The 25,333-nt window shown below is 70.6% G+C and carries 22 protein-coding genes and 1 tRNA gene; 18 read left to right on the top strand and 5 right to left on the bottom strand.

What is annotated here, in order from left to right; all coding sequences use genetic code 11:
- The first annotated feature begins 3 nt into the window (after positions 1–3).
- Together QQY66_RS07985 and QQY66_RS07980 are read left to right on the top strand one after the other, a co-directional pair.
- Positions 4–594 (top strand): hypothetical protein, encoded by a 591-nt coding sequence (locus QQY66_RS07985; protein WP_301978377.1) that lies wholly within the window; start codon positions 4–6, stop codon positions 592–594.
- A gap of 103 nt (positions 595–697) precedes the next feature.
- Positions 698–3,436 carry a Tat pathway signal sequence domain protein gene (locus tag QQY66_RS07980; protein WP_301978376.1) on the top strand — a complete coding sequence of 913 codons (2,739 nt, stop codon included), beginning with the start codon at positions 698–700 and terminating at the stop codon, positions 3,434–3,436.
- A gap of 109 nt (positions 3,437–3,545) precedes the next feature.
- Here the strand turns inward: QQY66_RS07980 and QQY66_RS07975 are convergent, their stop codons facing one another.
- Positions 3,546–5,864, bottom strand: a complete 2,319-nt coding sequence (locus QQY66_RS07975) for an SCO7613 C-terminal domain-containing membrane protein (protein ID WP_301978375.1) — start codon at positions 5,862–5,864, stop codon at positions 3,546–3,548.
- Positions 5,865–5,968: 104 nt separating this feature from the next.
- Between QQY66_RS07975 and QQY66_RS07970 the strand changes: the two genes are divergently transcribed.
- Positions 5,969–6,415 (top strand): SRPBCC family protein, encoded by a 447-nt coding sequence (locus QQY66_RS07970; protein ID WP_301978374.1) that lies wholly within the window; start codon positions 5,969–5,971, stop codon positions 6,413–6,415.
- Positions 6,416–6,454: 39 nt separating this feature from the next.
- Positions 6,455–6,526 (top strand) — tRNA-Val (locus QQY66_RS07965).
- Between the two features lie 57 nt (positions 6,527–6,583).
- Here the strand turns inward: QQY66_RS07965 and QQY66_RS07960 are convergent.
- On the bottom strand, positions 6,584–7,309 hold the full coding sequence (locus QQY66_RS07960; RefSeq protein ID WP_210580506.1) for a 3'-5' exonuclease: 726 nt from the start codon (positions 7,307–7,309) through the stop codon (positions 6,584–6,586).
- A gap of 169 nt (positions 7,310–7,478) precedes the next feature.
- On the opposite strand from QQY66_RS07960, the gene QQY66_RS07955 reads away from it, so the two are divergent.
- From QQY66_RS07955 to thrS, 3 genes are all read left to right on the top strand, one after another.
- Positions 7,479–8,045, top strand: a complete 567-nt coding sequence (locus tag QQY66_RS07955) for a DUF4365 domain-containing protein (protein ID WP_301978373.1) — start codon at positions 7,479–7,481, stop codon at positions 8,043–8,045.
- Entirely contained in the window at positions 8,042–9,295 is a 1,254-nt protein-coding gene (locus QQY66_RS07950; RefSeq protein ID WP_301978372.1) for a hypothetical protein, read from the top strand. The genes QQY66_RS07955 and QQY66_RS07950 overlap by 4 nt, the downstream gene beginning before the upstream one ends.
- A gap of 91 nt (positions 9,296–9,386) precedes the next feature.
- Positions 9,387–11,363, top strand: coding sequence for a threonine--tRNA ligase (thrS, locus tag QQY66_RS07945; RefSeq protein WP_301978371.1), 1,977 nt, complete (start codon positions 9,387–9,389; stop codon positions 11,361–11,363).
- A gap of 24 nt (positions 11,364–11,387) precedes the next feature.
- Here the strand turns inward: thrS and QQY66_RS07940 are convergent, their stop codons facing one another.
- Positions 11,388–12,044, bottom strand: coding sequence for a potassium channel family protein (locus QQY66_RS07940; protein ID WP_301978370.1), 657 nt, complete (start codon positions 12,042–12,044; stop codon positions 11,388–11,390).
- A 67-nt stretch (positions 12,045–12,111) separates the two neighbouring features.
- On the opposite strand from QQY66_RS07940, the gene QQY66_RS07935 reads away from it, so the two are divergent.
- Complete coding sequence (locus QQY66_RS07935) at positions 12,112–12,672, top strand: HIT domain-containing protein (RefSeq protein ID WP_301978369.1); 561 nt, start codon at positions 12,112–12,114, stop codon at positions 12,670–12,672.
- A gap of 31 nt (positions 12,673–12,703) precedes the next feature.
- Here QQY66_RS07935 and QQY66_RS07930 read toward each other — a convergent pair whose 3' ends face one another.
- Complete coding sequence (locus QQY66_RS07930) at positions 12,704–14,365, bottom strand: hypothetical protein (protein ID WP_301978368.1); 1,662 nt, start codon at positions 14,363–14,365, stop codon at positions 12,704–12,706.
- 277 nt (positions 14,366–14,642) lie between these two features.
- On the bottom strand, positions 14,643–16,838 hold the full coding sequence (locus tag QQY66_RS07925; protein WP_301978367.1) for an elongation factor G-like protein EF-G2: 2,196 nt from the start codon (positions 16,836–16,838) through the stop codon (positions 14,643–14,645).
- A gap of 285 nt (positions 16,839–17,123) precedes the next feature.
- Here QQY66_RS07925 and pgsA point away from each other — a divergent pair, with 285 nt between their 5' ends.
- From pgsA to ruvB, 10 genes are all read left to right on the top strand, one after another.
- Positions 17,124–17,801, top strand: coding sequence for a phosphatidylinositol phosphate synthase (pgsA, locus tag QQY66_RS07920; RefSeq protein ID WP_301978366.1), 678 nt, complete (start codon positions 17,124–17,126; stop codon positions 17,799–17,801).
- Positions 17,798–18,715 (top strand): phosphatidylinositol mannoside acyltransferase, encoded by a 918-nt coding sequence (locus QQY66_RS07915; RefSeq protein ID WP_301978365.1) that lies wholly within the window; start codon positions 17,798–17,800, stop codon positions 18,713–18,715. Before pgsA ends, QQY66_RS07915 begins: the two co-directional genes overlap by 4 nt.
- Positions 18,712–19,878: a glycosyltransferase family 4 protein gene (locus QQY66_RS07910; protein ID WP_301978364.1), complete on the top strand. Its 1,167-nt coding sequence runs from the start codon at positions 18,712–18,714 to the stop codon at positions 19,876–19,878. Before QQY66_RS07915 ends, QQY66_RS07910 begins: the two co-directional genes overlap by 4 nt.
- Before the next feature lie 79 nt (positions 19,879–19,957).
- On the top strand, positions 19,958–20,500 hold the full coding sequence (locus QQY66_RS07905) for a hypothetical protein (RefSeq protein ID WP_301978363.1): 543 nt from the start codon (positions 19,958–19,960) through the stop codon (positions 20,498–20,500).
- Positions 20,501–20,623: 123 nt separating this feature from the next.
- Entirely contained in the window at positions 20,624–21,529 is a 906-nt protein-coding gene (gene pdxS, locus QQY66_RS07900) for a pyridoxal 5'-phosphate synthase lyase subunit PdxS (protein WP_301987223.1), read from the top strand.
- On the top strand, positions 21,529–22,134 hold the full coding sequence (gene pdxT, locus QQY66_RS07895) for a pyridoxal 5'-phosphate synthase glutaminase subunit PdxT (protein ID WP_301978362.1): 606 nt from the start codon (positions 21,529–21,531) through the stop codon (positions 22,132–22,134). The genes pdxS and pdxT overlap by 1 nt, the downstream gene beginning before the upstream one ends.
- Positions 22,135–22,209: 75 nt before the next feature.
- A complete protein-coding gene (locus QQY66_RS07890; RefSeq protein ID WP_301978361.1) occupies positions 22,210–22,962 on the top strand; it encodes a YebC/PmpR family DNA-binding transcriptional regulator in 753 nt (250 codons plus the stop codon).
- A gap of 115 nt (positions 22,963–23,077) precedes the next feature.
- Positions 23,078–23,623: a crossover junction endodeoxyribonuclease RuvC gene (gene ruvC / locus QQY66_RS07885; RefSeq protein WP_301978360.1), complete on the top strand. Its 546-nt coding sequence runs from the start codon at positions 23,078–23,080 to the stop codon at positions 23,621–23,623.
- On the top strand, positions 23,620–24,225 hold the full coding sequence (gene ruvA, locus QQY66_RS07880) for a Holliday junction branch migration protein RuvA (RefSeq protein WP_301978359.1): 606 nt from the start codon (positions 23,620–23,622) through the stop codon (positions 24,223–24,225). The genes ruvC and ruvA overlap by 4 nt, the downstream gene beginning before the upstream one ends.
- Positions 24,226–24,248: 23 nt before the next feature.
- Complete coding sequence (ruvB, locus tag QQY66_RS07875) at positions 24,249–25,319, top strand: Holliday junction branch migration DNA helicase RuvB (protein ID WP_301978358.1); 1,071 nt, start codon at positions 24,249–24,251, stop codon at positions 25,317–25,319.
- Positions 25,320–25,333 lie beyond the last annotated feature (14 nt).

The raw sequence follows: 25,333 nt of genomic DNA, 5'->3' as shown, positions 1-25,333 counted from the left end.
ACGATGGCCCAGGTACGTGTGAAGCCGCGCAAGGAGTCGGTGTTCGCCGAGCGGTTCGCCGTCTTCGCCGAGTGTCTCCTCACCGGCGTGTGGATCACCGTCGCCTCGCTCGGCGTCGTCACCTACCCAGCCGCCTTCGCCGCCGGTGCCCGGCATCTGCGGCGCCTCACGGCACACGAGGGCGGCGGATGGCGGGAGTTCGTCGCGGACTTCCGGGCGGCGGTCCGGCGCGGGTGGGCCGTCGGGCTCGCCGGGTGGCTCGCGGCGGCCGCGGTCTGGGTGGACGTCCAGGCCGTGCGCGCCGGAATTCCCGGGGGGCCGCTGGTGGGCGCCGTCGGGGTGTTCGCGCTGATCGGGCTCGCGGTCGCCGGGCTGCGTGCCGCGGCGGTCTGGACGCCGGATGCCCGCTGGCGGGAACTGCTCGCCGCCGCCGGACGCCGGACCGTCCTCGACCCCGCCGGCTCCTTCCTGGTCATCGCCGGACTGGCGGTCGTGGTCCTGTCCGCCTGGTTCATCGCGCCGTTGGCGGTCCCCGTGCTGGGGGCCGTCGCGGCGGCGGCCATTGCCGTGGAGGAGCGGTATCGGCACCGCTGACATGCGGTGCCCGCGCACCAGGTCGGCGCCCTGGGCGTCGTACTTCGAAGTGTCATGCCCCTGACCACCCTGCACTCGCATGGAAAGGAAAGGCGGAACTCTCATGTCTCCCATCCCTCGCAGGTCCCTCCTCAAGGCTGCCGCCGTCGCCGGAGCCGCCGCCCAGTTCAGCTGGGCGCTCGGCACGAACGCGGCGGCGGCCCCCAGAGCCGAGGCGGCCGACGCGGACCCGGTGACCCTGGACTGGCTGGAGGACGGCGGCCTCGGCGCCGCACCCGGCTCCACGGTCGGCGTCCCCTGGCCGAAGGGCGCCTACCAGGCGAACCAGACCTTCGCGCTGACCGACGCCGACGGCAAGGCCGTGCCCCTCCAGTCCTGGCCGATCGCCTACTGGCCGGACGGCTCCCTCAAGTGGTCCGCGCACGCGGTGAGTTCGGGCAACGGCAAGCTCACGCTCACCGCCGGCGAGCCCACCGCCCCCGAGCACAAGGTCACCGTCGACAAGAGCGGCGGCACCATCGACATATCGACCGGCGTCATCGCCGCGAAGATCGGCAAGTCCGGTGCCACGCTGGTCAAGTCCGTCACCCGGGGATCGACGGAGATCGCGCGCAACGGCCGGCTCGTGCTGCTCCGCCAGCCGGAGATCGAGGACGGCGACCAGGGCACGGTGAAGTACGAGCGCTTCGACGGCGCCATCAGCGGGGTCACCGTCGAGCAGGAGGGCCCGGTCCGCGCGGTCGTCCGCATCGACGGCAAGCACCGCAAGGGGAAGCGCAGTTGGCTGCCGTTCTCCATCCGTCTGTACTTCTACGCCGGTGCCGATTCCTTCCGCATGGTGCACACGATCACCTACGACGGGACGCAGGAGCCGGGCAAGGCAAGCGGCGACTTCATCCGCGGCATCGGCGTGCGCTTCTCCGTGCCGATGCGGGACGAGTCGTACGACCGCCACATCCGCATCGGCGGCGAGGGCACCGGGCTGCTGCGCGAGGCCGTCAAGGGCATCACCGGGCTGCGGCGCGACCCGGGGGCGGCCGTGCGCACGGCCCAGTTCGAGGGCAAGAAGCTGCCCGACCCGTCCACCTGGGACCAGCGGGTCACCACGCGCCTCCAGTACATCCCCGAGTGGGGCGACTACACCCTCTCGCAACTCTCCGCCGACGGTTTCGGCGTGCGCAAGCGCACCAAGAACGGCCACGGCTGGATCCCCGCGGGAGGCGGCCGACGGGCCAGCGGCTTCGGGTACGTCGGCGGCGCGAGCGGCGGATTCGCCTTCGGGCTGCGGGACTTCTGGGAGAAGTTCCCCGCCCAGCTCGACATCCGCGACGCCCAGACCGACGAGGCCGAGGTCACCCTCTGGCTCTGGTCGCCCGAGGCACCGCCCATGGACCTGCGCTTCTACCACGACGGCATGGGCCAGGACACCTACCCCGAACAGCTCGAAGGCCTCAACATCACCTACGAGGACTACGAGCCCGGCTTCGGCACCCCGTACGGCATCGCCCGCACCAGCGAACTCCTCTTCTGGGCCCACGACTCCACGCCGAACGCCGAGGCGATGGCCGAGCAGGTGAAGGCCGTCAGGACACTCCCGCAGCTCGCCGCCCCGCCCCAGCAGCTCATCAAGGCGGGCGTCTTCGGCAAGCTGTTCTCCGAGCCCGACCGCTCCACCGGCGCCAAGGCGAAGATCGAGGACCACCTCGACTTCCTCTTCACCTACTACAAGGACCAGGTGGAGATGCGCCGTTGGTACGGCTTCTGGGACTACGGCGACATCATGCACAGCTACGACACCGACCGGCACCAGTGGCGCTACGACGTCGGCGGCTACGCCTGGGACAACTCCGAACTCTCGCCCGACCTGTGGCTCTGGTTCGCGTACATGCGCTCCGGCCGCGCCGACATCTTCCGCTTCGCCGAGGCCATGACCCGGCACACCGGCGAGGTCGACGTGTACCACCTGGGCAAGTGGGCCGGCCTAGGTACCCGCCACGGCGTCCAGCACTACGCGGACAGTGCCAAGCAGCAGCGCATCGCCAACACCACCTACCGGCGCTACTACTACTTCCTCACCGCCGACGAACGCGTCGGCGACCTCATGCACGCCAACGTCGACTCCGACGAGACGTTCCTCGTCCTCGACCCCATCCGCAAGATCCGCACCGAGCCCTACACCCCCGACCGCCACGCCCTGTCCATCGGCTTCGGCACCGACTGGAGCGGCCTCGTCTCCGCCTGGCTCACCGAGTGGGAGCGGCGCGGCCCCAAGTGGGAGAAGGCCAAGGCCCGCGTCCTGTCCACGATGGAGACCATCGCCGCCCAGCCCAACGGCTTCGTCCAGGGCAGCGCCCTGTACGACCTGGACACCGGGAAGTTCGCGATCGCCAAGGAACCCAGGGTCGACATCTCGCACCTGGCGTCGATGTTCGGCCGGGTCGAGCTGTGCGCCGAACTGATCGACCAGATCGACATGCCGAAGTTCAAGGAGGCATGGCTCGACTACTGCCGCTACTTCAACGCCACCAAGGCCGAGCAGAAGGCACGCTACGGCTCGGACTTCGGCTCCCTTCTGCTGTTCCAGGGGCATTCACGGCAGGACGCCTACGCCGCCGTCCAGACCGGCGACGACCAGCTGGCCGCGCGGGCGTGGCGGCAGTTCTACAACAGCGTCGACGCCTGGGACTACAAGGAGTCCACCGACTGGTCCACCAAGAAGATCGAGGGCCCGACCGCGCTGGTGCCCGGCAGTGAGGCGGCGTGGGTGTCCACCAACGCCACCGCGCTGTATGGACTGGCGGCGATCCAGAACCTGGCGCTGGTGGGCAACAAGATGCCGTAGCGCTCCGCTGGTTGTGCAGTTTGCCGGCTGCGGGTCGGTGGGGGCTGGTCGCGCAGTTCCCCGCGCCCCTGACGGGGCGCTGTACCGCACCGGGATTCACCAGCTCTGCTCAGTTCATCTTCCCCAGGACCTCCCGTACCCGCCGAACATCCCGGATCCGCCGCTCGTACGTCGCACCGAGGGCGAGCAGTAGGAGGCCGGCGAGTGCGGGAGGTATCCAGCGGGGGAGGGCGGTCGTCATCTCGACCAGGTACGGGGCGAGTTGGTGCAGGGCGTCCAGGACGAGGACCGAGCCGCCGAGGAGCAGGGGTGCCTGGAGGTGGTTGCGGGCGCCCAGCAGGGTGATCAGGAGTGCCGCCGCGCCCAGGAGGAGCGGGCGCGGCCCCTGCTGTCCGGCCCAGACTGCGAGGAGGCTAGGCACGAGCGTTGCGGTGAGTCCTGGGCCGTACGCCGTCCAGGACGACGCCTGTGGATCGCGCTGCCTGCGCAGGGCGCCGATGAGCAGCGCGGGGACGGTGACCGGCAGTGTGTATGCCTCGGGGGTGGTGACGTCCCAGGACGCCAGCCGTACCCAGGTGGCCACGGCGAAGAGGGCGGCGGCGATGTAGCCGGCGGCGCGGCGGTCGGGGCGGAGTGCCGTGCCGGCCGCGATCACGCCCGCCAGCGCGAGTACCAGGGCGAGCATCGGCGGTTCGCCGACCGCCAGGGCGACGGCGACGAGGCCCGCGACCGCGCCGGTCACCTCCACGGCCGTCGTCGTCTTCTCGTCGACGTACGCCGCCAGCAGTGCGGCTGCCGCCGTGACCAGGAGCACGAGCAGCGCGGTGTGCTCCGGCCGCAGGTCCAGTGCCGCCCCCGACGCGACGGCGAGCGCGGTGGCGTACGCGAGCGCCGCGGCGGCGGGTAGGGGCCTGCGTACGGCCGTCGCGAAGAGCGCCGTCAGGGACGCGAGCGTCGCCAGGGTGGCCGGTTCCGAGGCGAGGGCGAGGAAAGCGAGGCTCAGGGAGGTGACGAGGGCGAGGACGGTGGCCGTGGTCCGCCGGAGGAGCAGGAGGGCGGCGGTGAGGGCGCCCTGGATCAACAGGGTTGTGGTGTACGGCAGTTGCAGCGTGGCGGGGAGGACGAGCACGCCCGCCCACGCCAGGGTCAGGGACACGTCCAGCGCCCGTGATCGCCATGCGGCCTCCCGGACCGCCAGTGCCAGTACCCCGGCGACCGCGGCGAGGACGAGGGGCGCGGTGGCCGTGTCCGGCGGCCACGGTGTCTCGACGGTGACCGCGTCGCGTGCCGAGTCCGGCGCACCCGACCACACGTGCCCCGACCAGCCGACCGGCGCCAGCAGGGCGACGGCCACGGCGGGCAGCGCCCACAGCACGGCAAGGGACTGTACGGCGGCGGAGGCACCTGCCATGCCCCGCCGTACGGCCTCCGGCAGCCGACCCGCCGCTGTGGCCGCCAACAGGGCGAGCCCGCACGCCAGATGGACCGGAACGGTCCACGCGTCCGGCAGCGCGGGGCGCAGCGCGCCGCCGACCGCGGTGACGACGAGCAGCCCCGAAGCGACCGCGAGTCCCTTCGCCCGCTGCTCGCTCGGCGCCTGCCATGCCGCGCCGAGCGCGAGGGCCGCGGCCAGGAGGAGGAGCGCCGCCGCACGGGCGGCGGCGCTCGGGCCGGTGGCCGTCCAGCACAGCCAGCCGGCCGTCCATACGCCCCAGCCGCCGAGGCCGTACGCGCCGCCGAGAGCGACGAGACGTACGGGCCTGGCGCTCGCCCGGAGCGCGACAACCGTGTCGAACCCGGCCGTCGCGAGGAGCGCGGCCGTGATCGTGAACCAACTCGCGTCGACCGCGATGGCCCAGAGGAGCAGGGGGAGTTGGGCCGCCGCCAGCGCGGCGGGAAGGGGCAGACGCATCTCACGCGTGCGCGGCAGGAACCCGTACGCCGCCCAAAGGCCCGCCAGCACTGCCGCCGACGCCGCCGCGACCCTCGTCCCGTCGGCCCCCGCGAAGGCCACCTCGTGCAGCGCGTAGGCGTCCAGCACCGTCAGCGCCAGTCCCAGCCCCGCCACCGATTCGGCCGTGGAGCGCAGCCCGCGCTTCAGCAGGGGCAGCGGCGCGGCGAGGACGGCCGCCGTGACCGCGGCGAGCACCAGTGCTCGCCCGGTGACTCCCAGGTGCCGCCAGCTGACCAGCGTGAAGGCCGTCGCAGCGAGGGTGAGCAGGATGCCGCCGAGCAGCAGCAGGACGTTCTGGACCCGCGGGGCGGTGGCCTCGGGGCGAGGCGGCGCGACGGGCGGCTGCCGGTCCGGGTGCAGCGCGGCGACCAGCCAGGCCCTACGAGCCAGCAACTGCGCCCGGCGGGCGTCCAGTTGCCACAGCTCCCAGTCGAGGAGCCGCAACTCCTCGGCCGGCGGTGGGATGTGCGTCATGCCTTGGAGTGTGGTCCGCGTCACGTCGTACGGCATGAGTGCGGATACTCAGAACGTACTCAGATGTGCCCTCCTCGTGCCCATGAGGGGGGCACACTCGGAGCATGGACTGGTCCCGTTACCGCTTCCGCAGCGTGTGGGTCCTGCACGCGCCGCCCGCCGCCGTGTACGCGGCGCTGGAGCGGGCCGAGGACTACCCCGACTGGTGGCCGCAGGTCCGGCAGGTCGACGCGATCGACGACGTCAGCGGCATCGTCAGGGTGCGGGCCGTGCTGCCGTACGAGCTGACCTTCACCGCGCGTGAGGTGGTGCGGGACCGTGCGGCCGGGGTGCTGGAGATCGAGATGTCCGGTGACCTGGACGGCTGGGCGCGCTGGACGGTCCGTGCGCACGGCGCGGGCACCCTCGCCCGCTACGACCAGGTCGTCGATGTGAGCAAGCCGCTGCTCAGACGCTTCGCCGTGCCGGGACGGCCCCTCTTCCGGGCCAACCACCGGCTGATGATGCGAGCCGGACGGCGGGGGCTGGCCGCTTACTTGGAAGCAGTTTGATGGAAACCCGCGGGGACCTGTATTGTTCAGTCCGTTCTCGGGCGATTAGCTCAGTGGGAGAGCGCTTCGTTCACACCGAAGAGGTCACTGGTTCGAACCCAGTATCGCCCACCGGGAAAAGGCCGGTCCGCCAGAGCGGACCGGCCTTTTTGTGTGCGCGTGGTTCGTTCACGCCGCCGCCGGCAGGTCCGGACGCAGGGGCCACGCCGGGTCCACTGCCTCCTCGGTGCCGCTGCGGGCGAACCATGCCTGCAGGCCGCGTGCCTGTGCCGCGTGCCACACGGCCTGCAAGGTGTGCAGTTGGGCGGGCGAGAGACGCTCCAGCCGGGCGGCGAAACGCCGCCCCACCGCCCGTACGACATCCAGTGCGGCCACGGCATCGGCCGACGCGTCGTGCGCGCCGTCCAGGACGACGCCGTAGTGCGCACACAGGTCGGTGAGGGTGCGGCGGCCCTTGCGGTAGCGGTCGAGATGCTTGTCGAGGACCCGTGGGTCGAGCACCAGCAGCGGCGACGTCTCGAACCAGTGGTCCAGGGACGAAGCCCGATGGCGCCGCAACTCACGGTCCAGGATGGTCAGATCGAAGGGTGCGTTCATCACCACGAGCGGACGGCCCGCAGCCGCCTGCTCGGCCAGTTCACTGGCTATCTCATGCATCACCGGCGCAGGCCAGCGGCCGTTGCGCTGCAGATGCTCGTCCGTCAGTCCATGTACCGCCGTCGCCCCCTCGGGCACCGGCACACCCGGGTTGACCAGCCACCGGCTCACCCGCGGCCGGGCACCCGGGGCGTCCTGGACGACGACGGCGGCCGACACGATCCGGTCGGTCTCGACGTCCACGCCCGTGGTCTCCGTGTCGAACGCGGCCAGAGGGCCCTCGTACCAGCACGTCATACCTACACAACTCCTCGTTCACCCAAGGCAGCTGACGCACCGTCTTCTGCCTGTTTGGTGATACCCGGGCTGTTTGCGGCGTACGCGGGCCGGACACAACAGGGGTGCGGGTCTTTGCAGTTCAGCGGGCTCGTTCGCGGGGATTCACTTGCTTGGAAGGCTGTTGGTCATGGCGATAGCGCAGCCCGAACGGGGCGGGCTGCTGCCCGCTCGGACGGGCCCCCATCGCGGTTCACTCGCCACCACCGCCTGCATGGAGACACTGCAGGTGGGCTATCTGCACGCCGTCGCCGCCGCGGCGGGCTGTTCGCTGTCCCAGCCATTTCCGGACAACGGCATCGACTGGCACGTCAGCCACAGCGCCGCCGGTCACACCGTCGACGACGAAGTCACCATCAAGGTGCAGCTCAAAGCGACGTACCAGATCCCGCCCAACCCGCCCGGGCGCTTCTTCTCCTTCACGCTCGACAACGACCACCTGGCGAAGCTCGCCCGCACGCCGGTGTCCGTGCACAAGATCCTGGTCGTGATGCTCGTCCCGCGGTCCCAGGACGACTGGCTGCGCGCCAGCCACGACCGGCTCGACCTCAGGCACTGCTGCTACTGGGTCAACCTGGCCGGTCACGCCATCACCGGTCGGCGCCGGACCACCGTGCGGATTCCGACCTCACGCATTTTCGACGACCGGGCGCTCTGCGAGATCATGACGCGGGTCGGGACGGGAGGCAGGCCATGACACACCGTTCGCTGGAGGAGCCGGTACGACCAGGGCGGCCGCATCCCGTGGATGCGCAGTGGAACCGGCCGCCCGAGCCCGGCGAGGTCGACCCCGCCGTGCTCAGCGCCCTGCTGCACCGCCACGGCTGGCAGCGCCGCGGCGGAGCCGCCGGACGCTACGGCCGCTGGACCCCGCCGGGGCCCGGCGGCGCCGGCATGAGCTTGCTCGTGCCGGAGAACCGTGCCTTCCCCGACAGCGACGACCTGCTCGGCGAGGCCCTCGTCGCGCTGTCCCGCAGCGGCTCGCCCTCCGCCCGCGAGGTGCTGGTCGGACTCACCGTGCCCAGCGACGAGATCCGCTGGTGGCGCGATGTACCGACCGGGCCGGCCGGCGCCGCGCCATGGATGGTCGAGGAACAACTGCGCACGGCCGCCCGCCAGATGCTTCTGGCGGGCGCTCTCGCCACACGCGCGCGTGCCGGCTACTACGGCGCCCGGCACCGCCGCCCCGCCGCCGCGTCCCTGGAGAACGTCCTCGTCGGCGCCGCAACCGGCGGCCGTCAGCTGACCGCGTTCGTGCCCGTCGACACCGGCCGCCTGCTCGCCGTACGCCTGCACCAGGCCCTGTACGCCGCCCGAGAGGCCATCGACTACCAGCGGGCCACCGGCGGTATGGACGCCTTCGACGGCGCCATCGAGGCGGGCGTCAGCCGTGAACTGACCGAGGCGCTCGTCACCCTGGTCCGTGGCACCGAGGGCGCCCGCGTCGCCGTCGAGTGGGCGCCCGGCGCCGGGGTCCCCGAGGGCTGTGCCGCAGGCGCCGAGGCCGTCGAGTTCTCGCCCGGCGACCTGCCCGTGCTGCGCGAGGCCGGGGCCCGCTATCTGCGCGAGGAACCCTCCATGCCGGTGCGGATCACCGGGACGGTGACCCGGATGCGCCGGTCGGGGCCGCGCGGCGAGGGCGCCGTACGGCTGCGGGTGATCGCGGGCGCCGAGGTCCCGCACATCCGGCTGACCCTGGACGAGGAGGCGTACCGCATCGCCGGGCACGCCCACCTCGTCGGGCTTCCGGTGCGGGTGCACGGCCGGCTGGAGAGCCGGGGCGGCTTCCGTCGGCTCACCGGCGCCTCCGGGGTCGCACCGGTGCAGGTGGACGACGCCGAGCGGGACCGGCTGATGAAGTCGCTCCAGGAGAACCTGGACTTCTTCGAGGAGGCCTGCGGAGGCGACGATCACGACGCCGGCCTGGACGCCGATTTCGGGGACTGATTTCGCGGTGGGACGTCCCGGGTCGGTACGATCCGGTATTGCGCGCGCTCCAGGTACGGCGCCCGCACCCACCTTCAGTCAGGAGAGACCGGTGTCAGACGTCCGTGTGATCATCCAACGCGATTCCGAGCGGGAAGAGCGCACGGTGACGACGGGCACTACGGCCGCCGAGCTCTTCGCCGGCGAGCGCTCGATCATCGCCGCGCGCGTGGGCGGCGAGCTCAAGGACCTGTCGTATGTGCTCTCCGACGGGGAAGCGGTCGAGGGCGTCGAGATCTCCTCCGAGGACGGCCTGAACATCCTGCGCCACTCCACCGCGCATGTGATGGCGCAGGCTGTGCAGGAGCTGTTCCCCGAGGCCAAGCTGGGCATCGGCCCGCCGGTCAAGGACGGCTTCTACTACGACTTCGACGTCGAGAAGCCGTTCACGCCCGAGGATCTCAAGGCCATCGAGAAGAAGATGCAGGAGATCCAGAAGCGCGGGCAGAAGTTCTCCCGCCGTGTGGTCACCGACGAAGCCGCCCGTGAAGAGCTGGCCGGTGAGCCGTACAAGCTGGAGCTGATCGGCCTCAAGGGCTCGGCCTCCTCCGACGACGGCGCGGACGTCGAGGTCGGCGCGGGCGAGCTGACGATCTACGACAACCTGGACGCCAAGACCGGCGATCTGTGCTGGAAGGACCTCTGCCGCGGTCCCCACCTGCCGACCACCCGGAACATCCCGGCGTTCAAGCTGATGCGCAACGCGGCCGCCTACTGGCGCGGCAGCGAGAAGAACCCGATGCTCCAGCGCATCTACGGCACCGCCTGGCCCACCAAGGACGAGCTGAAGGCGCACCTCGACTTCCTCGCCGAGGCCGAGAAGCGCGACCACCGCAAGCTCGGCAACGAGCTGGACCTCTTCTCCGTCCCCGAGCAGATCGGCTCCGGCCTCGCGGTCTTCCACCCCAAGGGCGGCATCGTCCGCCGTGTGATGGAGGACTACTCGCGCCGCCGTCACGAGGAAGAGGGCTACGAGTTCGTCTACACCCCGCACGCAACCAAGGGGAAGCTCTTCGAGACGTCGGGCCACCTCGACTGGTACGCCGAGGGCATGTACCCGCCCATGCAGCTCGACGAGGGCGTGGACTACTACCTCAAGCCCATGAACTGCCCGATGCACAACCTGATCTTCGACGCGCGCGGCCGGTCGTACCGTGAACTGCCGCTGCGGCTCTTCGAGTTCGGGACCGTGTACCGCTACGAGAAGTCGGGCGTCGTGCACGGCCTGACGCGCGCGCGTGGCTTCACGCAGGACGACGCGCACATCTACTGCACGCGTGAGCAGATGTCGGAGGAACTCGACAAGACGCTCACCTTCGTCCTCGGCCTGCTGCGCGACTACGGTCTGACCGACTTCTACCTGGAGCTGTCCACCAAGGACCCGGAGAAGTTCGTCGGCTCCGACGAGGTCTGGGAGGAGGCCACCGAGACGCTGCGCGAGGTCGCCGAGAAGCAGGGGCTGCCGCTGGTTCCGGACCCGGGCGGCGCCGCCTTCTACGGTCCGAAGATCTCCGTGCAGACCAAGGACGCCATCGGCCGCACCTGGCAGATGTCGACGATCCAGCTCGACTTCAACCTGCCCGAGCGGTTCAACCTCGAGTACACCTCGCCCGACGGCTCCAAGCAGCGGCCGGTCATGATCCACCGCGCCCTGTTCGGCTCCATCGAGCGGTTCTTCGCGGTGCTCCTGGAGCACTACGCGGGCGCCTTCCCGGCGTGGCTGGCACCCGTGCAGGCGACCGGTATCCCGATCGGTGACGCGCACGTCGAGTACCTGGAGAAGTTCGCCGCGGCGGCCAAGAAGCGGGGGCTGCGGGTCGAGGTCGACTCGTCCTCCGACCGGATGCAGAAGAAGATCCGCAACGCCCAGAAGCAGAAGGTGCCCTTCATGGTCATCGCGGGCGACGAGGACATGACGAACGGCTCGGTGTCCTTCCGCTACCGCGACGGTTCGCAGGAGAACGGCATCCCCTTCGACGAGGCTCTCGCGAAGATCGTGAAGGTGGTGGAGGAGCGGGCGCAGGTCTGACACATGCGTGAGGCCCCCGGGAGTTCAGCTTTCCGGGGGCCGTTCTTCGCCCTCGTACGCGAAGACCTGCAACAGCCACGACGAGAACGACCCGGTGACCGCGCCGAGCAGCGCCAGCCCGCAGGCCATCATCCCGGCCGCGATCAGCCGCCCGACCGGTGTGACGGGCGTGATGTCGCCGTACCCGACCGTGGAGAGCGTCGCGCAGGTCCACCAGACCGCATCACCGAAGGTCCGCATCGTCGCGTCCGGTGCCGCGTGCTCCTGCTGGTAGACGGCGAGGGCTCCGGCGAATCCGAGCAACACCGTCGACAGTCCGGCGTAGATGATCACCCGCGCGTGCAGCGCCAGCCGTGGCCGGCCGTGCCGACGCTGCACGGCCTCATACAGCCGCACCACCCGCAACGGACGCAACAGGGGCAGCACCAGCACCACGGTGTCCAGCATGTGCGACCGTACGAAGCCCAGCCGCCGCCCGCTCAGCCGCCACCGCACCGCGTAGTCGACGACGAAGAGCGCCCAGGCGCAGGCCAGCACGGCGAGGCACAGGTCCTGCCAGACGCCGGCCAGACCATGGGCCAGGACACGGACTGCATACGCGGCGATATAGACCAGCGACGCGATCGCGAGGGGCACTTCAGTGCGCCGCTCCCAGCGGCCCTGGGGACTGTCGGCATCCACCGGCTCAGCTTCGCCCGCGACGCTGGTCGCGCAACCCCGGCGACACGCCGCGAACGGGCGAAGCCATATGCTTCCTTGCATGACGAGTGAGCCGGAGCAGCAGTTGGGAGTGGGGACGCAGGACGCGTTCCAGCGCCTGTGGACGCCCCATCGGATGGCCTACATCCAGGGCGAGGGCAAGCCGACCGGCCCCGGTGCCGAGGACGGCTGCCCCTTCTGTTCCATCCCGGCCAAGTCGGACGAGGACGGTCTGATCGTCAGGCGCGGCGAGCAGGTCTACGTCGTGCTCAACCTGTACCCGTACAACGGCGGGCACCTCATGGTCGTGCCCTACCGCCATGTCGCCGACTACACGGACCTCACCGATCCGGAGACCGTCGAGCTGGCCGCGCTGACCAAGCAGGCGATGACGGCGCTGCGGACCGCCTCCGGCGCGCACGGCTTCAACATCGGCATGAACCAGGGCTCCGTGGCGGGCGCGGGCATCGCCGCCCATCTGCACCAGCACATCGTCCCGCGCTGGGGCGGCGACACGAACTTCATGCCGGTCGTCGGCCACACGCGCGTGCTGCCCCAGCTCCTCGCGGACACCCGCAAGATGCTGGCGGAGGCCTGGCCGGCGGCCTGAGCCCGGCCCGGCCTCCGGCCTCCGGCCGCCGCTATGCGTCGTACAGGTCCGCCTTCCTCGGCATCGGGTCCTGTACGGCCGTGCTGAGGAACGCCGACCTGGTGCCGAACTTCTCGGTGTCCACGCCGTTCTCCTCCAGCACCTTGATCGCCGCCGAGTGCACCACCCGCAGCACCGGTGTGGCGGCGCGCAGGGCGTCGTCGGCCATGAAGCGGTGGCGCCACGGCTGATCCGCCCACGCGTGCCGCAGGCCGAAGGGCTCGGGGAGAGTGATGGTGCCGCCGAGCCAGTTCAGCAGGGGCGGATACCAGGAGATCGGGGCGCGCACCGCCAGCCGTACCACCTCGTCGCTGTTGACCAGGGGAAGCTTCACCGTGCGGGTCTCCCACGGCTTGAACGACTTGGCGACTTCCTTGGTCGGCGCCTCGGGCTTGCTGGTGAAGAGCCCGTTCACCGGGCCGAGGGCGTGGCCGGTGACCTCGATGCGCAGCGTCTGGTGCAGCACCGTCACCGTGATCAGCATGGTGATGACCAACTGCCCGTCCCAGAGCACCCACTGGACACCCAGGTAGTGCCGGTCACCGCTGCCGAACTGCTGCTTGTTGCAGATGTCCTGTATCGCGTGCGACTTGATCTGGTAGGCGTCCACGTCGGTGCCCTCGGGCCGGGACACCGCCTTGGCGTTCTCCGCGATCGGCGTGACGATCCAGTGGCGTATGGACGCCTTGGGGAAGCCGCCGGTGTTCAGTGTGTTCCGCTCCAGCATGCGCAGCTGGTCGTGGATGGACCGGACGACGTCCCAGCTGCGGAACGGGTGGATCTCCCGGTCCGCGTCGGCCGGGATCAGGTCCTCGGCGAGCTGCCACGAGCCCCAGCGCGTGCCCATGCCGAGTATGCCCTTGGGCCCGGCGTAGAACACGGAGTTGGACTGCTGCTCGGCGCTGAGCTTGGCCAGGGACTGGCGCAGCTGCTCGGCCGCGGTCTCACCGGGGCTGCTCGGCACCGCTTCCGGCACCTTCGCGCCGACGCTGCTGCCGGCCAGCAGACTGTCCCACCGCCCCCGCAGGTCCTTCGCCGTGCCTTCGCAGATCTGCTTGGCCCAGAACCAGCCGACCACCGGCATGACGACACAGGCCCGCGCATACCAGAGCCAGAAGCCGGAGAACGGCGTACGGATCAGGAAGATCACGGCGAGGGCGCCCGCCGCGACGAGCAGCCCGGTGGCGAACGCGCCGGCCTGCTTGTCGTCCCGCTTGGCGATGATGGTGCGGAGCGTGAAGATCAGCAGCCAGACCAGGAGCCCGGGCAGGAACAGCACACCGCACAGCACCATGACGAGGCTCAGCAGTCTGTCGCGGTCCTTGCGGATGTTGTTCGCGGCCAGGCAGTGTTCGACGATGACCTGTGGTTCGCTGCCGAAGGACTGGATGAGCGGCTTGCGGCCGGGGCCCAGCATGCGGTCCACCACGGCCCGGGAGAAGGCCTCACCCAGGTTGGGCCGGAAGATCTTCGCCCACTTGCGGCCCTCCTTGACGGCGGTCTGGTGCCATTCGTTGTCGGCCTTCTTGATGTCGCCGACCAGATTGTCCCGGTAGGCGGCCGAGGCCAGCGCGAACGTCGCCGTCTGGTCCCCGTCGCCCGTGCGCGGCACCTGCGGCCCGAAGATGTCCGCGTAGCCGCTGTCAAAGGTCATTCCCGCCCCCGATCGCCGCGACTCTCGCTTTTGCGGCCTTCCCGACTTCCTTGCCCTGCACACCTGTTGATCAGGTCTTCAGCGTATCCGCAGGCACCGACATCCGTCGGCGGACGGCCGAAGGCACCCTTTTCAGGCTCGTTCGCCTCCGGCGCGCCCCTACGGCTCACTCGCGTCGCCGACGCGGAGGGGAGCGTTCCGTAAACGTCACTTGTGTCGCGTTCAGGCTCACTTGTGTGACGTTCAAGGTGACTTGTGGTGCGCCCGGCGCCAACTGCTAGGCGTCGCGCGCCTCTTCACGGATCCTTTCGGCGATCTGCGGCGGCATCGGCTCGTGCCGCGCGTACGAACGGTTGAAGCGCGCTGTGCCGTGCGACAGGGACCGCAGGTCGACGGCGTACCGGCCGATCTCGATCTCCGGTACCTCGGCCCGTACGAGGGTCCGCGCGCCGGTCGTCTGCTCGGTGCCCAGCACCCGGCCGCGCCGCCCCGACAGGTCGCTCATCACGGCGCCCACGTAGTCGTCGCCGACCAGGACGGTCACCTCGGCCACCGGCTCCAGCAGATGGATCTTCGCGTCGACCGCGGCCTCCCGCAGCGCCAGCGCGCCCGCCGTCTGGAACGCGGCGTCGGAGGAGTCCACGGAGTGCGCCTTGCCGTCGAGGAGCGTCACCCGGATGTCGATGAGCGGGTATCCGGCCGCAACTCCTTTGGCGGCCTGGGCCCTTACGCCCTTCTCGACCGACGGGATGAACTGCCGCGGCACCGCGCCGCCGACCACCTTGTCCACGAACTCGATGCCCGAGCCGCCCGGCAGCGGCTCCACCTCGATCTCGCAGATCGCGTACTGCCCGTGCCCGCCGGACTGCTTCACATGCCGGCCGCGCCCGGCGGACTTGTTCGCGAACGTCTCCCGTAGGGAGACCTTGTGCGCGATCACGTCGACCTGGACGCCGTACCGGCTGCGCAGCCGCTCCAGCGCGACATCCGCGTGCGCCTCGCCCAGGCACCACAGCACGACCTGGTGGGTGTCCTGGTTCTGCTCGAGCCGCATGGTCGGATCTTCGGCGACCAGCCGGGACAGGCCCTGCGAGAGCTTGTCCTCGTCGGCCTTGCTGTGCGCCTGGATGGCCAGCGGCAGCAGCGGGTCGGGCATCTGCCAGGGCTCCATCAGGAGCGGGTCGTCCTTGGCCGAGAGCGTGTCGCCGGTCTCCGCGCGGCTCAGCTTCGCCACGGACGCCAGGTCCCCGGCGATGCAGCGGGTGAGCGTGCGCTGCTGTTTGCCGAACGGTGCGGACAGGGCGCCGATCCGTTCGTCGACATCGTGGTCCTCGTGCCCACGGTCGGCGAGTCCGTGCCCGGAGATATGCACGGTCTCGTCGGGGTGCAGGGTGCCGGAGAAGACGCGCACCAGGGAGACCCGGCCGACGTACGGGTCGGACGCCGTCTTCACGACCTCCGCGACCAGTGGCCCGTCCGGGTCGCAGAGCTTCAGCTCACGCGGCTTGCCGTCGACCGTGGTGACCCGGGGTGCCTCGCGCTCCAGGGGGGTCGGGAAGCCTCCGGTGACCAGTTCCAGCAGCTCGACCGTGCCCAGGCCCTGCCGGGCGCCGTCGGCCGCGGGGGCGGCGGCCAGGACGGGGAAGAAGACCCCGCGCGCGACGGCCCGTTCCAGGTCGTCGATCAGCGTCTTGACGTCGATGCTCTCGCCGCCGAGATACCGGTCCATGAGGGTCTCGTCCTCGCTCTCCGAGATGATCCCCTCGATCAGCCGGTTGCGGGCCTCCTCGATCAGCGGCAGCTGCTCCGGATCCGGATCCGACTCCTTGCGCTCGCCGGTCGAGTAGTCGAACAGCTTCTGCGACAGCAGCCCGATCAGCCCGGTCACGGGCGCGTGCCCGTCGGGCCCCTGCGGACCGTGCAGCGGCAGATACAGCGGCAGTACGGCGTCGGGGTCGTCCCCGCCGAAGGCCTCCGCGCAGATCCGCGTCATCTCCTCGTAGTCGGCGCGCGCGGCCTCCAGGTGCGTGACGACGATCGCCCGGGGCATGCCGACGGCAGCGCACTCCTCCCACACCATGCGCGTCGAGCCGTCCACCCCGTCCGACGCGGAGACGACGAAAAGGGCCGCGTCCGCCGCTCGCAGACCGGCCCTCAGCTCTCCGACGAAGTCGGCGTATCCGGGGGTGTCGAGGATGTTGACCTTGATGCCGTCCCATTCGACGGGCACCAGGGAGAGCTGCACCGAACGCTGCTGCCGGTGCTCGATCTCGTCGTAGTCCGAAACGGTGCCGCCGTCCTCCACACGGCCCGCCCGGTTCACCGCCCCCGCTGTGAGTGCGAGAGCTTCCACCAACGTGGTCTTGCCCGATCCGCTGTGGCCGACCAGCACCACATTCCGTACGGACGCGGGGTGGTCGGCCGCTGTTGCCCTGCCGGCGGCTCCGGGGTGTGCGTTCGCCTTGTCGCCCATGGCCTTGCCTCCCGTGCACGGTGAGGTCTCTGTGGGCGCGGACACGCGGCTCCGCGTGCGGTGGCGGCTCCGGCGACGCCCGCGGTCCTTCGAGCTTTCCACTCCCGTCACGGTGCGTCCATACGACGGACGCGATCTGGCCGCCCGTCGTCTGTTGCGGACGGTCCGGCCGCTCCGACGGCCGGTGGCGGGTGCCCGGACGTCGCCGACACGCGCGCGTGGCTACGATGGGCCAGCCGGTAGCCAGCAGGGGCCGTCCGGCGACACCGAGCCCTCGGGAAGGCCATGCTGAACAAGTACGCGCGTGCATTCTTCACGCGTGTCCTCACACCGTTCGCCGCGTTTCTCATCCGTCGCGGGGTCAGCCCCGACACGGTGACGCTCCTCGGCACCACCGGAGTGGTCGCGGGAGCGCTGGTCTTCTACCCGATGGGCGAGTTCTTCTGGGGCACGGTCGTGATCACGCTGTTCGTGTTCTCCGACCTCGTCGACGGCAACATGGCCCGCCAGCTCGGCCGCTCCAGCCGCTGGGGTGCCTTCCTGGACTCCACGCTCGACCGGGTCGCGGACGGCGCGATCTTCGGCGGCTTCATCCTCTGGTACGCGGGCGGCGGCGACGACCTCGTCCTGTGCGCCGTCTCGATCTTCTGTCTGGCCAGCGGCCAGGTGGTGTCGTACACCAAGGCCCGTGGCGAGTCGATCGGACTGCCGGTCGCGGTCAACGGGCTGGTCGAGCGCGCCGAGCGGCTGGTGATCTCCCTGGTCGCCGCAGGTCTCGCGGGACTGCACGACTTCGGCGTGCCCGGTATCCAGTACCTGCTGCCGGTCGCCCTGTGGGTCGTCGCCGTCGGCAGCCTGGTGACGTTGATCCAGCGGGTCGTCACGGTCCGCCGGGAGTCGGCCGAGGCGGACGAGGCCGCCGCGCGGGAGAATGCCTCCCAGGGGAGTGAGGCGGCGAAGTGAGCGCCCAGGATCGGCTGACGGACGCGCTGTACGGGATCGGCTGGGGCACGGTCAAGAAGCTCCCCGAGCCGGTCGCCGTACGGCTGGGGAACACGATCGCCGACGCCGCCTGGAAGCGGCGCGGCAAGAGCGTACGGCGGCTGGAGAGCAACTACGCGCGCGTGGTGCCCGACGCGAGCCCGGAGCGCCTCGCCGAGCTCTCGCGCGTGGGCATGCGCTCGTATCTGCGCTACTGGATGGAGTCCTTCCGGCTGCCGGCCTGGAGCGCCGAGCGCATAAGGAACGGCTTGGAGTGCAAGGACATCCACCACCTGACGGACGGCCTCTCCTCCGGCCGCGGCGTCGTCCTGGCCCTGCCCCACCTGGCCAACTGGGACCTGGCCGGGGCCTGGGTCACCACCAAGCTCGAGACGCCCTTCACCACGGTCGCCGAGCGCCTGAAGCCGGAGACGCTGTACGACCGTTTCGTCGCCTACCGCGAAGGCCTCGGCATGGAGGTCCTGCCGCACAACGGCGGCTCCGCCTTCGGCACCCTGGCCCGGCGGCTGCGTGACGGCGGTCTGGTCTGCCTGGTCGCCGACCGTGACCTGTCCGCCTCCGGCGTCGAGGTCGAGTTCTTCGGCGACGCGGCCCGGATGCCCGCCGGACCCGCGCTGCTCGCCCAGCAGACAGGCGCGCTTCTGCTGCCGGCGACACTCTGGTACGACGACTCGCCCGTCATGCGGGGTCGTGTACACCCCCCGATCGAGGTACCCGAGGCAGGTACGAAGGCAGAGAAGACGTCTGTCATGACACAGGCGTTGGCCGATGCCTTCGCCGGCGGGATCGCCGACCATCCGGAGGACTGGCACATGCTGCAGCGATTGTGGCTCGCCGACCTGGAACCCCGACCGTCCGACGGGGAGCGGCCGTGAGAATCGGCATCGTCTGCCCGTACTCCTGGGACGTGCCGGGCGGCGTCCAGTTCCACATCCGCGACCTCGCCGAATACTTCATCCGCCTCGGCCACGAAGTGTCCGTCCTCGCACCCGCCGACGACGACACCCCGCTCCCGCCGTACGTCGTCTCGGCAGGCCGCGCGGTCCCGGTGCCGTACAACGGCTCGGTGGCTCGGCTGAACTTCGGCTTCCTGTCGGCCGCGCGGGTACGGCGCTGGCTGCACGACGGCGCCTTCGACGTGGTCCACATCCACGAGCCGTCCTCGCCCTCGCTCGGCCTGCTCACCTGCTGGGCGGCGCAGGGCCCGATCGTCGCGACCTTCCACACGTCCAACCCGCGCTCCCGGGCGATGGTCGCCGCGTACGCGATCCTCCAGGCCGCGCTGGAGAAGATCAGCGCGCGGATCGCCGTGAGCGAGTACGCCCGCCGCACCCTCGTGGAACACCTCGGCGGCGACGCGGTGGTGATCCCGAACGGCGTGGACGTCGACTTCTTCGCCAAGGCCGAGCCCCGGCCCGAGTGGCAGGGAGAAACGATCGGCTTCATAGGGCGCATCGACGAGCCCCGCAAGGGCCTGCCGGTGCTCATGAAGGCGCTGCCCAAGATCCTCGCCGCCCGTCCGCAGACTCGGCTGCTGGTCGCGGGGCGCGGCGACGAGGAGGAGGCTGTCGAGACGCTGCCCGAGGACATGCGCTCCCGGGTCGAGTTCCTCGGCATGGTCAGCGACGAGGACAAGGCCCGTCTGCTGCGCAGCGTCGACCTGTACGTCGCCCCGAACACCGGCGGCGAGAGCTTCGGGATCATCCTGGTCGAGGCCATGTCGGCGGGTGCTCCCGTGCTCGCCTCGGACCTGGACGCGTTCGCGCAGGTACTCGACCAGGGCGGCGCGGGCGAGTTGTTCGCCAACGAGGACGCGAACGCTCTCGCCGAAGGCGCCGTACGCCTCCTCGAGGACCCAGAGCGTCGGGCCGAGCTGCGGGCACGCGGCAGCGCCCATGTCCGGAGGTTCGACTGGTCCACGGTCGGCGCGGACATCTTGTCGGTCTACGAAACGGTGACGGACGGGACGACGGCGGTGGCGGCCGCCGACGAGCGGTCGCCGGGGTTGCGGGCGCGGCTGGGGCTGGCGCGCGACTGACCCTGCACGCGCGCGTGGTCTTTCCGCTCGGACACGCTGACCACAGTTGCTCCACAGAGCCCGGCTAACCTTGCCGCCCGTGACCGCAACCCTCATCTGGATCCTCGTCGCTCTCGTGGTGATCGGCCTTTACCTGAGCTGGACCGCAGGCAGGCTCGACCGGCTGCACGCCCGCATCGACGCCACCCGCGCCGCGCTCGACGCCCAGCTGCTGCGCCGCGCTTCGGTGGCCCAGGAACTGGCGACCTCCGGCGTGCTCGATCCGGCCGCCTCGATCGTCCTGTACGAGGCCGCGCACGCCGCGCGGCAGGCCGAGGAGGAGCAACGGGAGGTCGCCGAGAGCGAGTTGAGTCAGGCGCTCAGGGCCGTGTTCGCCGAGGCGCAGCAGGTGGAGGCGGTACGGGAGGCGCCCGGGGGAGAGGCGGCCACGCATGAACTCACGGAGGCGGTACGCCGGGTGCCGATGGCCCGCCGCTTCCACAACGACGCTGTGGGAGCGGCCCGGAGGCTCCGGGAGCACCGCAAGGTGCGCTGGTTCCGGCTGGCCGGTCACGCGCCGTTCCCGATGGCCTTCGAGATGGACGACGAGCCCCCGGCGGCCCTGGTGGTGCGGGCCGCGTAGCCGCGCCCGCACGCAAAACGATCCACCGGCTCCTCATTGGCCCTTGCTGTGGCCTGGTCCCCTCGCGTTTCCTCGGTGTTCGCAGAAACCCTCTTTCACCGAGCGAGGTCACCCGTGTCCAGCATGCTTCCCCACTCCGCCCAGACGCCCGAGACCGGCACCGCGCGCGTGAAGCGCGGCATGGCCGAGCAGCTCAAGGGCGGCGTGATCATGGACGTCGTCACGCCGGAACAGGCGAAGATCGCCGAGGACGCCGGCGCCGTGGCCGTCATGGCGCTGGAGCGGGTCCCGGCCGACATCCGCAAGGACGGCGGCGTGGCCCGTATGTCCGACCCGGACATGATCGAGGGCATCATCGAGGCCGTCTCCATCCCGGTCATGGCCAAGTCCCGCATCGGCCACTTCGTCGAGGCCCAGGTGCTGCAGTCCCTCGGTGTCGACTACATCGACGAGTCGGAGGTGCTCACCCCGGCCGACGAGGTCAACCACTCCGACAAGTGGGCCTTCACCACGCCGTTCGTCTGCGGTGCCACCAACCTGGGCGAGGCCCTGCGCCGGATCGCCGAGGGCGCGGCCATGATCCGCTCCAAGGGCGAGGCCGGCACCGGCAACGTCGTCGAGGCCGTCCGCCACCTGCGCCAGATCAAGAACGAGATCGCCCGTCTGCGCGGCTACGACAACAACGAGCTGTACGCCGCCGCCAAGGAGCTGCGTGCCCCGTACGAACTCGTCAAGGAGGTCTCGGAGCTGGGCAAGCTGCCGGTGGTCCTCTTCTCCGCCGGTGGTGTCGCCACCCCGGCCGACGCCGCGCTGATGCGCCAGCTCGGCGCCGAGGGCGTCTTCGTCGGCTCCGGCATCTTCAAGTCCGGCGACCCGGCCAAGCGTGCCGCCGCCATCGTGAAGGCGACCACCTTCTACGACGACCCCAAGATCATCGCGGACGCGTCCCGCAACCTCGGCGAGGCCATGGTCGGCATCAACTGCGACACCCTCCCCGAGGCCGAGCGCTACGCGAACCGGGGCTGGTGATGACCGCTCCCGTAGTCGGAGTGCTCGCGCTCCAGGGCGACGTACGGGAGCACCTCGTCGCCCTGGCCGCGGCCGATGCCGTGGCCAGGCCGGTGCGGCGCCCCGAAGAACTCGCCGGGATCGACGGCCTGGTCCTGCCCGGCGGCGAGTCCACCACCATCTCCAAGCTGGCCGTCCTCTTCGGCGTGATGGAACCCCTCCGCGCGCGCGTGCGGGACGGCATGCCCGTCTACGGCACCTGCGCGGGCATGATCATGCTCGCCGACAAGATCCTCGACCCGCGCTCGGGCCAGGAGACGATCGGCGGCATCGACATGATCGTGCGCCGCAACGCCTTCGGACGTCAGAACGAGTCCTTCGAAGCGGCGGTCGATGTGCAGGGCGTCGCGGGCGATCCTGTGGAGGGCGTCTTCATCCGCGCCCCCTGGGTGGAGTCCGTCGGCGCCGCGGCCGAGGTGCTCGCCGAGCACGACGGCCACATCGTCGCGGTCCGCCAGGGCAACGCGCTGGCCACGTCGTTCCACCCGGAACTGACCGGCGACCACCGCGTGCACGGCCTGTTCGTCGACATGGTGCGCGCGTACCGGACGACGGAGTCCTTGTAGGATCTGGAGGTCTCCCAGGCCCTTAAGATCTGGGGGAGTTCGTTCGGAGATGGGTTACGCGAAGGAGACAGGCAGATGTCCGGCCACTCTAAATGGGCCACGACGAAGCACAAGAAGGCCGTGATCGATGCCAAGCGCGGCAAGCTCTTCGCGAAGCTGATCAAGAACATCGAGGTCGCGGCCCGCACCGGTGGCGCCGACCCCGATGGCAACCCGACTCTGTACGACGCCATCCAGAAGGCGAAGAAGTCGTTGGTCCCGAACAAGAACATCGACTCCGCGGTCAAGCGCGGCGCCGGCCTGGAGGCCGGTGGCGCCGACTACGAGACGATCATGTACGAGGGCTACGGCCCGAACGGCGTCGCGGTGCTCATCGAGTGCCTCACCGACAACCGCAACCGCGCCGCCTCGGACGTCCGCGTCGCCATGACCCGCAACGGCGGCTCCATGGCCGACCCCGGCTCCGTGTCGTACCTCTTCAACCGCAAGGGCGTCGTGATCGTCCCCAAGGGCGAGCTGACCGAGGACGATGTCCTGGGTGCCGTCCTCGACGCGGGTGCCGAGGAGGTCAACGACCTCGGTGAGTCCTTCGAGGTCCTCAGCGAGGCCACCGACCTGGTCACGGTCCGTACCGCCCTCCAGGACGCCGGCATCGACTACGACTCCGCCGAGGCCAACTTCGTCCCGACCATGCAGGTCGAACTGGACGAGGAGGGCGCCAAGAAGATCTTCAAGCTGATCGACGCGCTCGAGGACAGCGACGACGTCCAGAACGTCTTCGCCAACTTCGATGTCAGCGACGAGATCATGGAGAAGGTCGACGCGTAACGCTGCCGCGGGCCGATCGGATTCGGCGGGCCGGTGGGACACGTCCCACCGGCCCGCCGCTGTTGTCGGTGGCACCCGATAGCCTGCACAAACAGGCGATCGAAGGGAGGGGCGCGTGCGCGTACTGGGGGTGGACCCGGGGCTGACGCGTTGCGGTGTCGGTGTGGTCGAAGGTGTCGCCGGCCGGCCCCTCACCATGCTCGGCGTCGGCGTGGTCCGCACGCCCGCGGATGCGGACCTGGGGCACCGTCTCGTCGCCATCGAGCAGGGCATCGAGCAGTGGCTGGACGAACACCGGCCCGAATTCCTCGCCGTGGAGCGGGTGTTCAGCCAGCACAACGTGCGGACGGTGATGGGCACGGCCCAGGCCAGCGCCGTGGCCATGCTCTGCGCGGCCCGCCGAGGCATCCCCGTCGCCCTGCACACCCCCAGCGAGGTCAAGGCCGCAGTCACCGGCAGCGGCCGCGCGGACAAGGCACAGGTCGGCGCGATGGTCACCCGCCTGCTGCGGCTCGACGCGCCACCCAAGCCCGCCGACGCCGCCGACGCGCTCGCGCTCGCCATCTGCCACATCTGGCGTGCCCCCGCCCACAACCGCCTCCAGCAGGCTGTCGCCCTGCACGCGGCAAAAGCAACCGCATCGAAAGGTCGCCCGGCATGATCGCCTTCGTCAGCGGCACGGTCGCCGCCCTCGCCCCCGACACCGCGGTGGTCGAGGTCGGCGGTGTCGGCATGGCCGTCCAGTGCACGCCGAACACCCTGTCCACGCTCCGGCTCGGTCAGCCCGCCAAGCTGCACACCTCGCTCGTGGTCCGAGAGGACTCGCTCACTCTGTACGGCTTCGCGGACGACGACGAACGGCAGACCTTCGAACTGCTCCAGACCGCCAGCGGAGTCGGCCCCCGCCTGGCCCAGGCCATGCTCGCCGTCCACAGCCCGGACGCCCTGCGCCGAGCCGTCACGACAGCCGACGAGAAGGCGCTCACCGCCGTCCCCGGCATCGGCAAGAAGGGTGCCCAGAAGCTGCTGCTGGAGCTGAAGGACCGGCTCGGTGAGCCGATCGGTGCACCCGCGGTGGGTACGGCGATCGGCGGCGGCTGGCGAGACCAACTGCATGCCGCGCTGATCGGACTGGGCTACGCGACCCGCGAGGCCGACGAGGCCGTGGCCGCCGTGGCCCCGCAGGCCGAGGCGGCAGACGGCACCCCGCAAGTGGGTCAGCTGCTGAAGGCCGCTCTCCAGACCCTCAACCGCGCCCGCTGACCCCCGACCCCGAGGCATACGTAATGAACTGGGACGACCCGACCGACACCCCCGCCGCCGAGCGGCTGGTGGGGTCGGTCGCCGACCGTGAGGACCAGGCCGTCGAGGCCGCCCTGCGCCCCAAGGACCTGGACGAGTTCATCGGCCAGGAGAAGGTCCGCGAGCAACTCGACCTCGTCCTGCGGGCCGCACGCGCACGTGGCGCCACCGCCGACCATGTGCTGCTCTCCGGCGCCCCCGGCCTCGGCAAGACCACCCTCTCGATGATCATCGCGGCCGAGATGGGCGCCCCGATCCGGATCACCAGCGGCCCCGCCATCCAGCACGCCGGCGACCTCGCCGCGATCCTGTCCTCGCTCCAGGAGGGCGAGGTCCTCTTCCTCGACGAGATCCACCGCATGTCCCGGCCCGCCGAGGAGATGCTCTACATGGCGATGGAGGACTTCCGCGTCGACGTCATCGTCGGCAAGGGCCCGGGTGCCACCGCCATCCCGCTCGAACTTCCCCCCTTCACCCTGGTCGGCGCCACCACGCGCGCGGGCCTGCTGCCGCCCCCGCTGCGCGACCGCTTCGGCTTCACCGCGCACATGGAGTTCTACGAGCCCGCCGAACTGGAGCGCGTCATCCACCGCTCCGCGCACCTCCTCGACCTAGAGATCGGGGCCGACGGCGCTGCCGAGATCGCCGGCCGCTCCCGCGGCACACCCCGTATCGCCAACCGCCTGCTGCGCCGCGTCCGCGACTACGCGCAGGTCAAGGCCGACGGGATCATCACGCGCGACATCGCGTCCGCGGCACTGAAGGTCTACGAAGTCGACGCCCGCGGGCTGGACCGGCTCGACCGGGGCGTCCTCGAAGCCCTGCTCAAGCTCTTCGGCGGCGGCCCGGTCGGACTGTCGACACTCGCCGTCGCGGTGGGGGAGGAGCGCGAGACCGTGGAAGAGGTCGCCGAGCCGTTCCTCGTACGGGAGGGGCTGCTGGCCCGCACCCCGCGCGGCCGGGTGGCCACGCCCGCCGCATGGGCACATCTCGGCCTCACCCCGCCCCGCTCGTCCGGTGCGGGAAACGGACAACAGGACCTGTTCGGGACGTGACGGCGGCCCCACGG

The sequence above is a fragment of the Streptomyces sp. DG2A-72 genome, assembly GCF_030499575.1.
Classification (GTDB): domain Bacteria; phylum Actinomycetota; class Actinomycetes; order Streptomycetales; family Streptomycetaceae; genus Streptomyces.
Note: the sequence above shows the minus strand (reverse complement) of the source record. Positions and strands in the feature narration are given on the sequence as shown.

What these genes read in the sequence shown, in the direction of transcription:
- QQY66_RS07960 (WP_210580506.1), bottom strand. Translation starts at nt 7,309, where the DNA reads ATGACGTGCTGGTACGAGGGCCCTCTGGCCGCGTTCGACACGGAGACC.
- pgsA (WP_301978366.1), top strand. Translation starts at nt 17,124, where the DNA reads ATGCTGAACAAGTACGCGCGTGCATTCTTCACGCGTGTCCTCACACCG.
- QQY66_RS07890 (WP_301978361.1), top strand. Translation starts at nt 22,210, where the DNA reads ATGTCCGGCCACTCTAAATGGGCCACGACGAAGCACAAGAAGGCCGTG.
- QQY66_RS07925 (WP_301978367.1), bottom strand. Translation starts at nt 16,838, where the DNA reads ATGGGCGACAAGGCGAACGCACACCCCGGAGCCGCCGGCAGGGCAACA.
- pdxT (WP_301978362.1), top strand. Translation starts at nt 21,529, where the DNA reads ATGACCGCTCCCGTAGTCGGAGTGCTCGCGCTCCAGGGCGACGTACGG.
- QQY66_RS07955 (WP_301978373.1), top strand. Translation starts at nt 7,479, where the DNA reads ATGGCGATAGCGCAGCCCGAACGGGGCGGGCTGCTGCCCGCTCGGACG.
- QQY66_RS07950 (WP_301978372.1), top strand. Translation starts at nt 8,042, where the DNA reads ATGACACACCGTTCGCTGGAGGAGCCGGTACGACCAGGGCGGCCGCAT.
- QQY66_RS07980 (WP_301978376.1), top strand. Translation starts at nt 698, where the DNA reads ATGTCTCCCATCCCTCGCAGGTCCCTCCTCAAGGCTGCCGCCGTCGCC.
- pdxS (WP_301987223.1), top strand. Translation starts at nt 20,624, where the DNA reads ATGCTTCCCCACTCCGCCCAGACGCCCGAGACCGGCACCGCGCGCGTG.
- QQY66_RS07985 (WP_301978377.1), top strand. Translation starts at nt 4, where the DNA reads ATGGCCCAGGTACGTGTGAAGCCGCGCAAGGAGTCGGTGTTCGCCGAG.
- ruvB (WP_301978358.1), top strand. Translation starts at nt 24,249, where the DNA reads ATGAACTGGGACGACCCGACCGACACCCCCGCCGCCGAGCGGCTGGTG.
- QQY66_RS07930 (WP_301978368.1), bottom strand. Translation starts at nt 14,365, where the DNA reads ATGACCTTTGACAGCGGCTACGCGGACATCTTCGGGCCGCAGGTGCCG.
- ruvA (WP_301978359.1), top strand. Translation starts at nt 23,620, where the DNA reads ATGATCGCCTTCGTCAGCGGCACGGTCGCCGCCCTCGCCCCCGACACC.
- QQY66_RS07935 (WP_301978369.1), top strand. Translation starts at nt 12,112, where the DNA reads ATGCTTCCTTGCATGACGAGTGAGCCGGAGCAGCAGTTGGGAGTGGGG.
- QQY66_RS07970 (WP_301978374.1), top strand. Translation starts at nt 5,969, where the DNA reads ATGGACTGGTCCCGTTACCGCTTCCGCAGCGTGTGGGTCCTGCACGCG.
- QQY66_RS07975 (WP_301978375.1), bottom strand. Translation starts at nt 5,864, where the DNA reads ATGACGCACATCCCACCGCCGGCCGAGGAGTTGCGGCTCCTCGACTGG.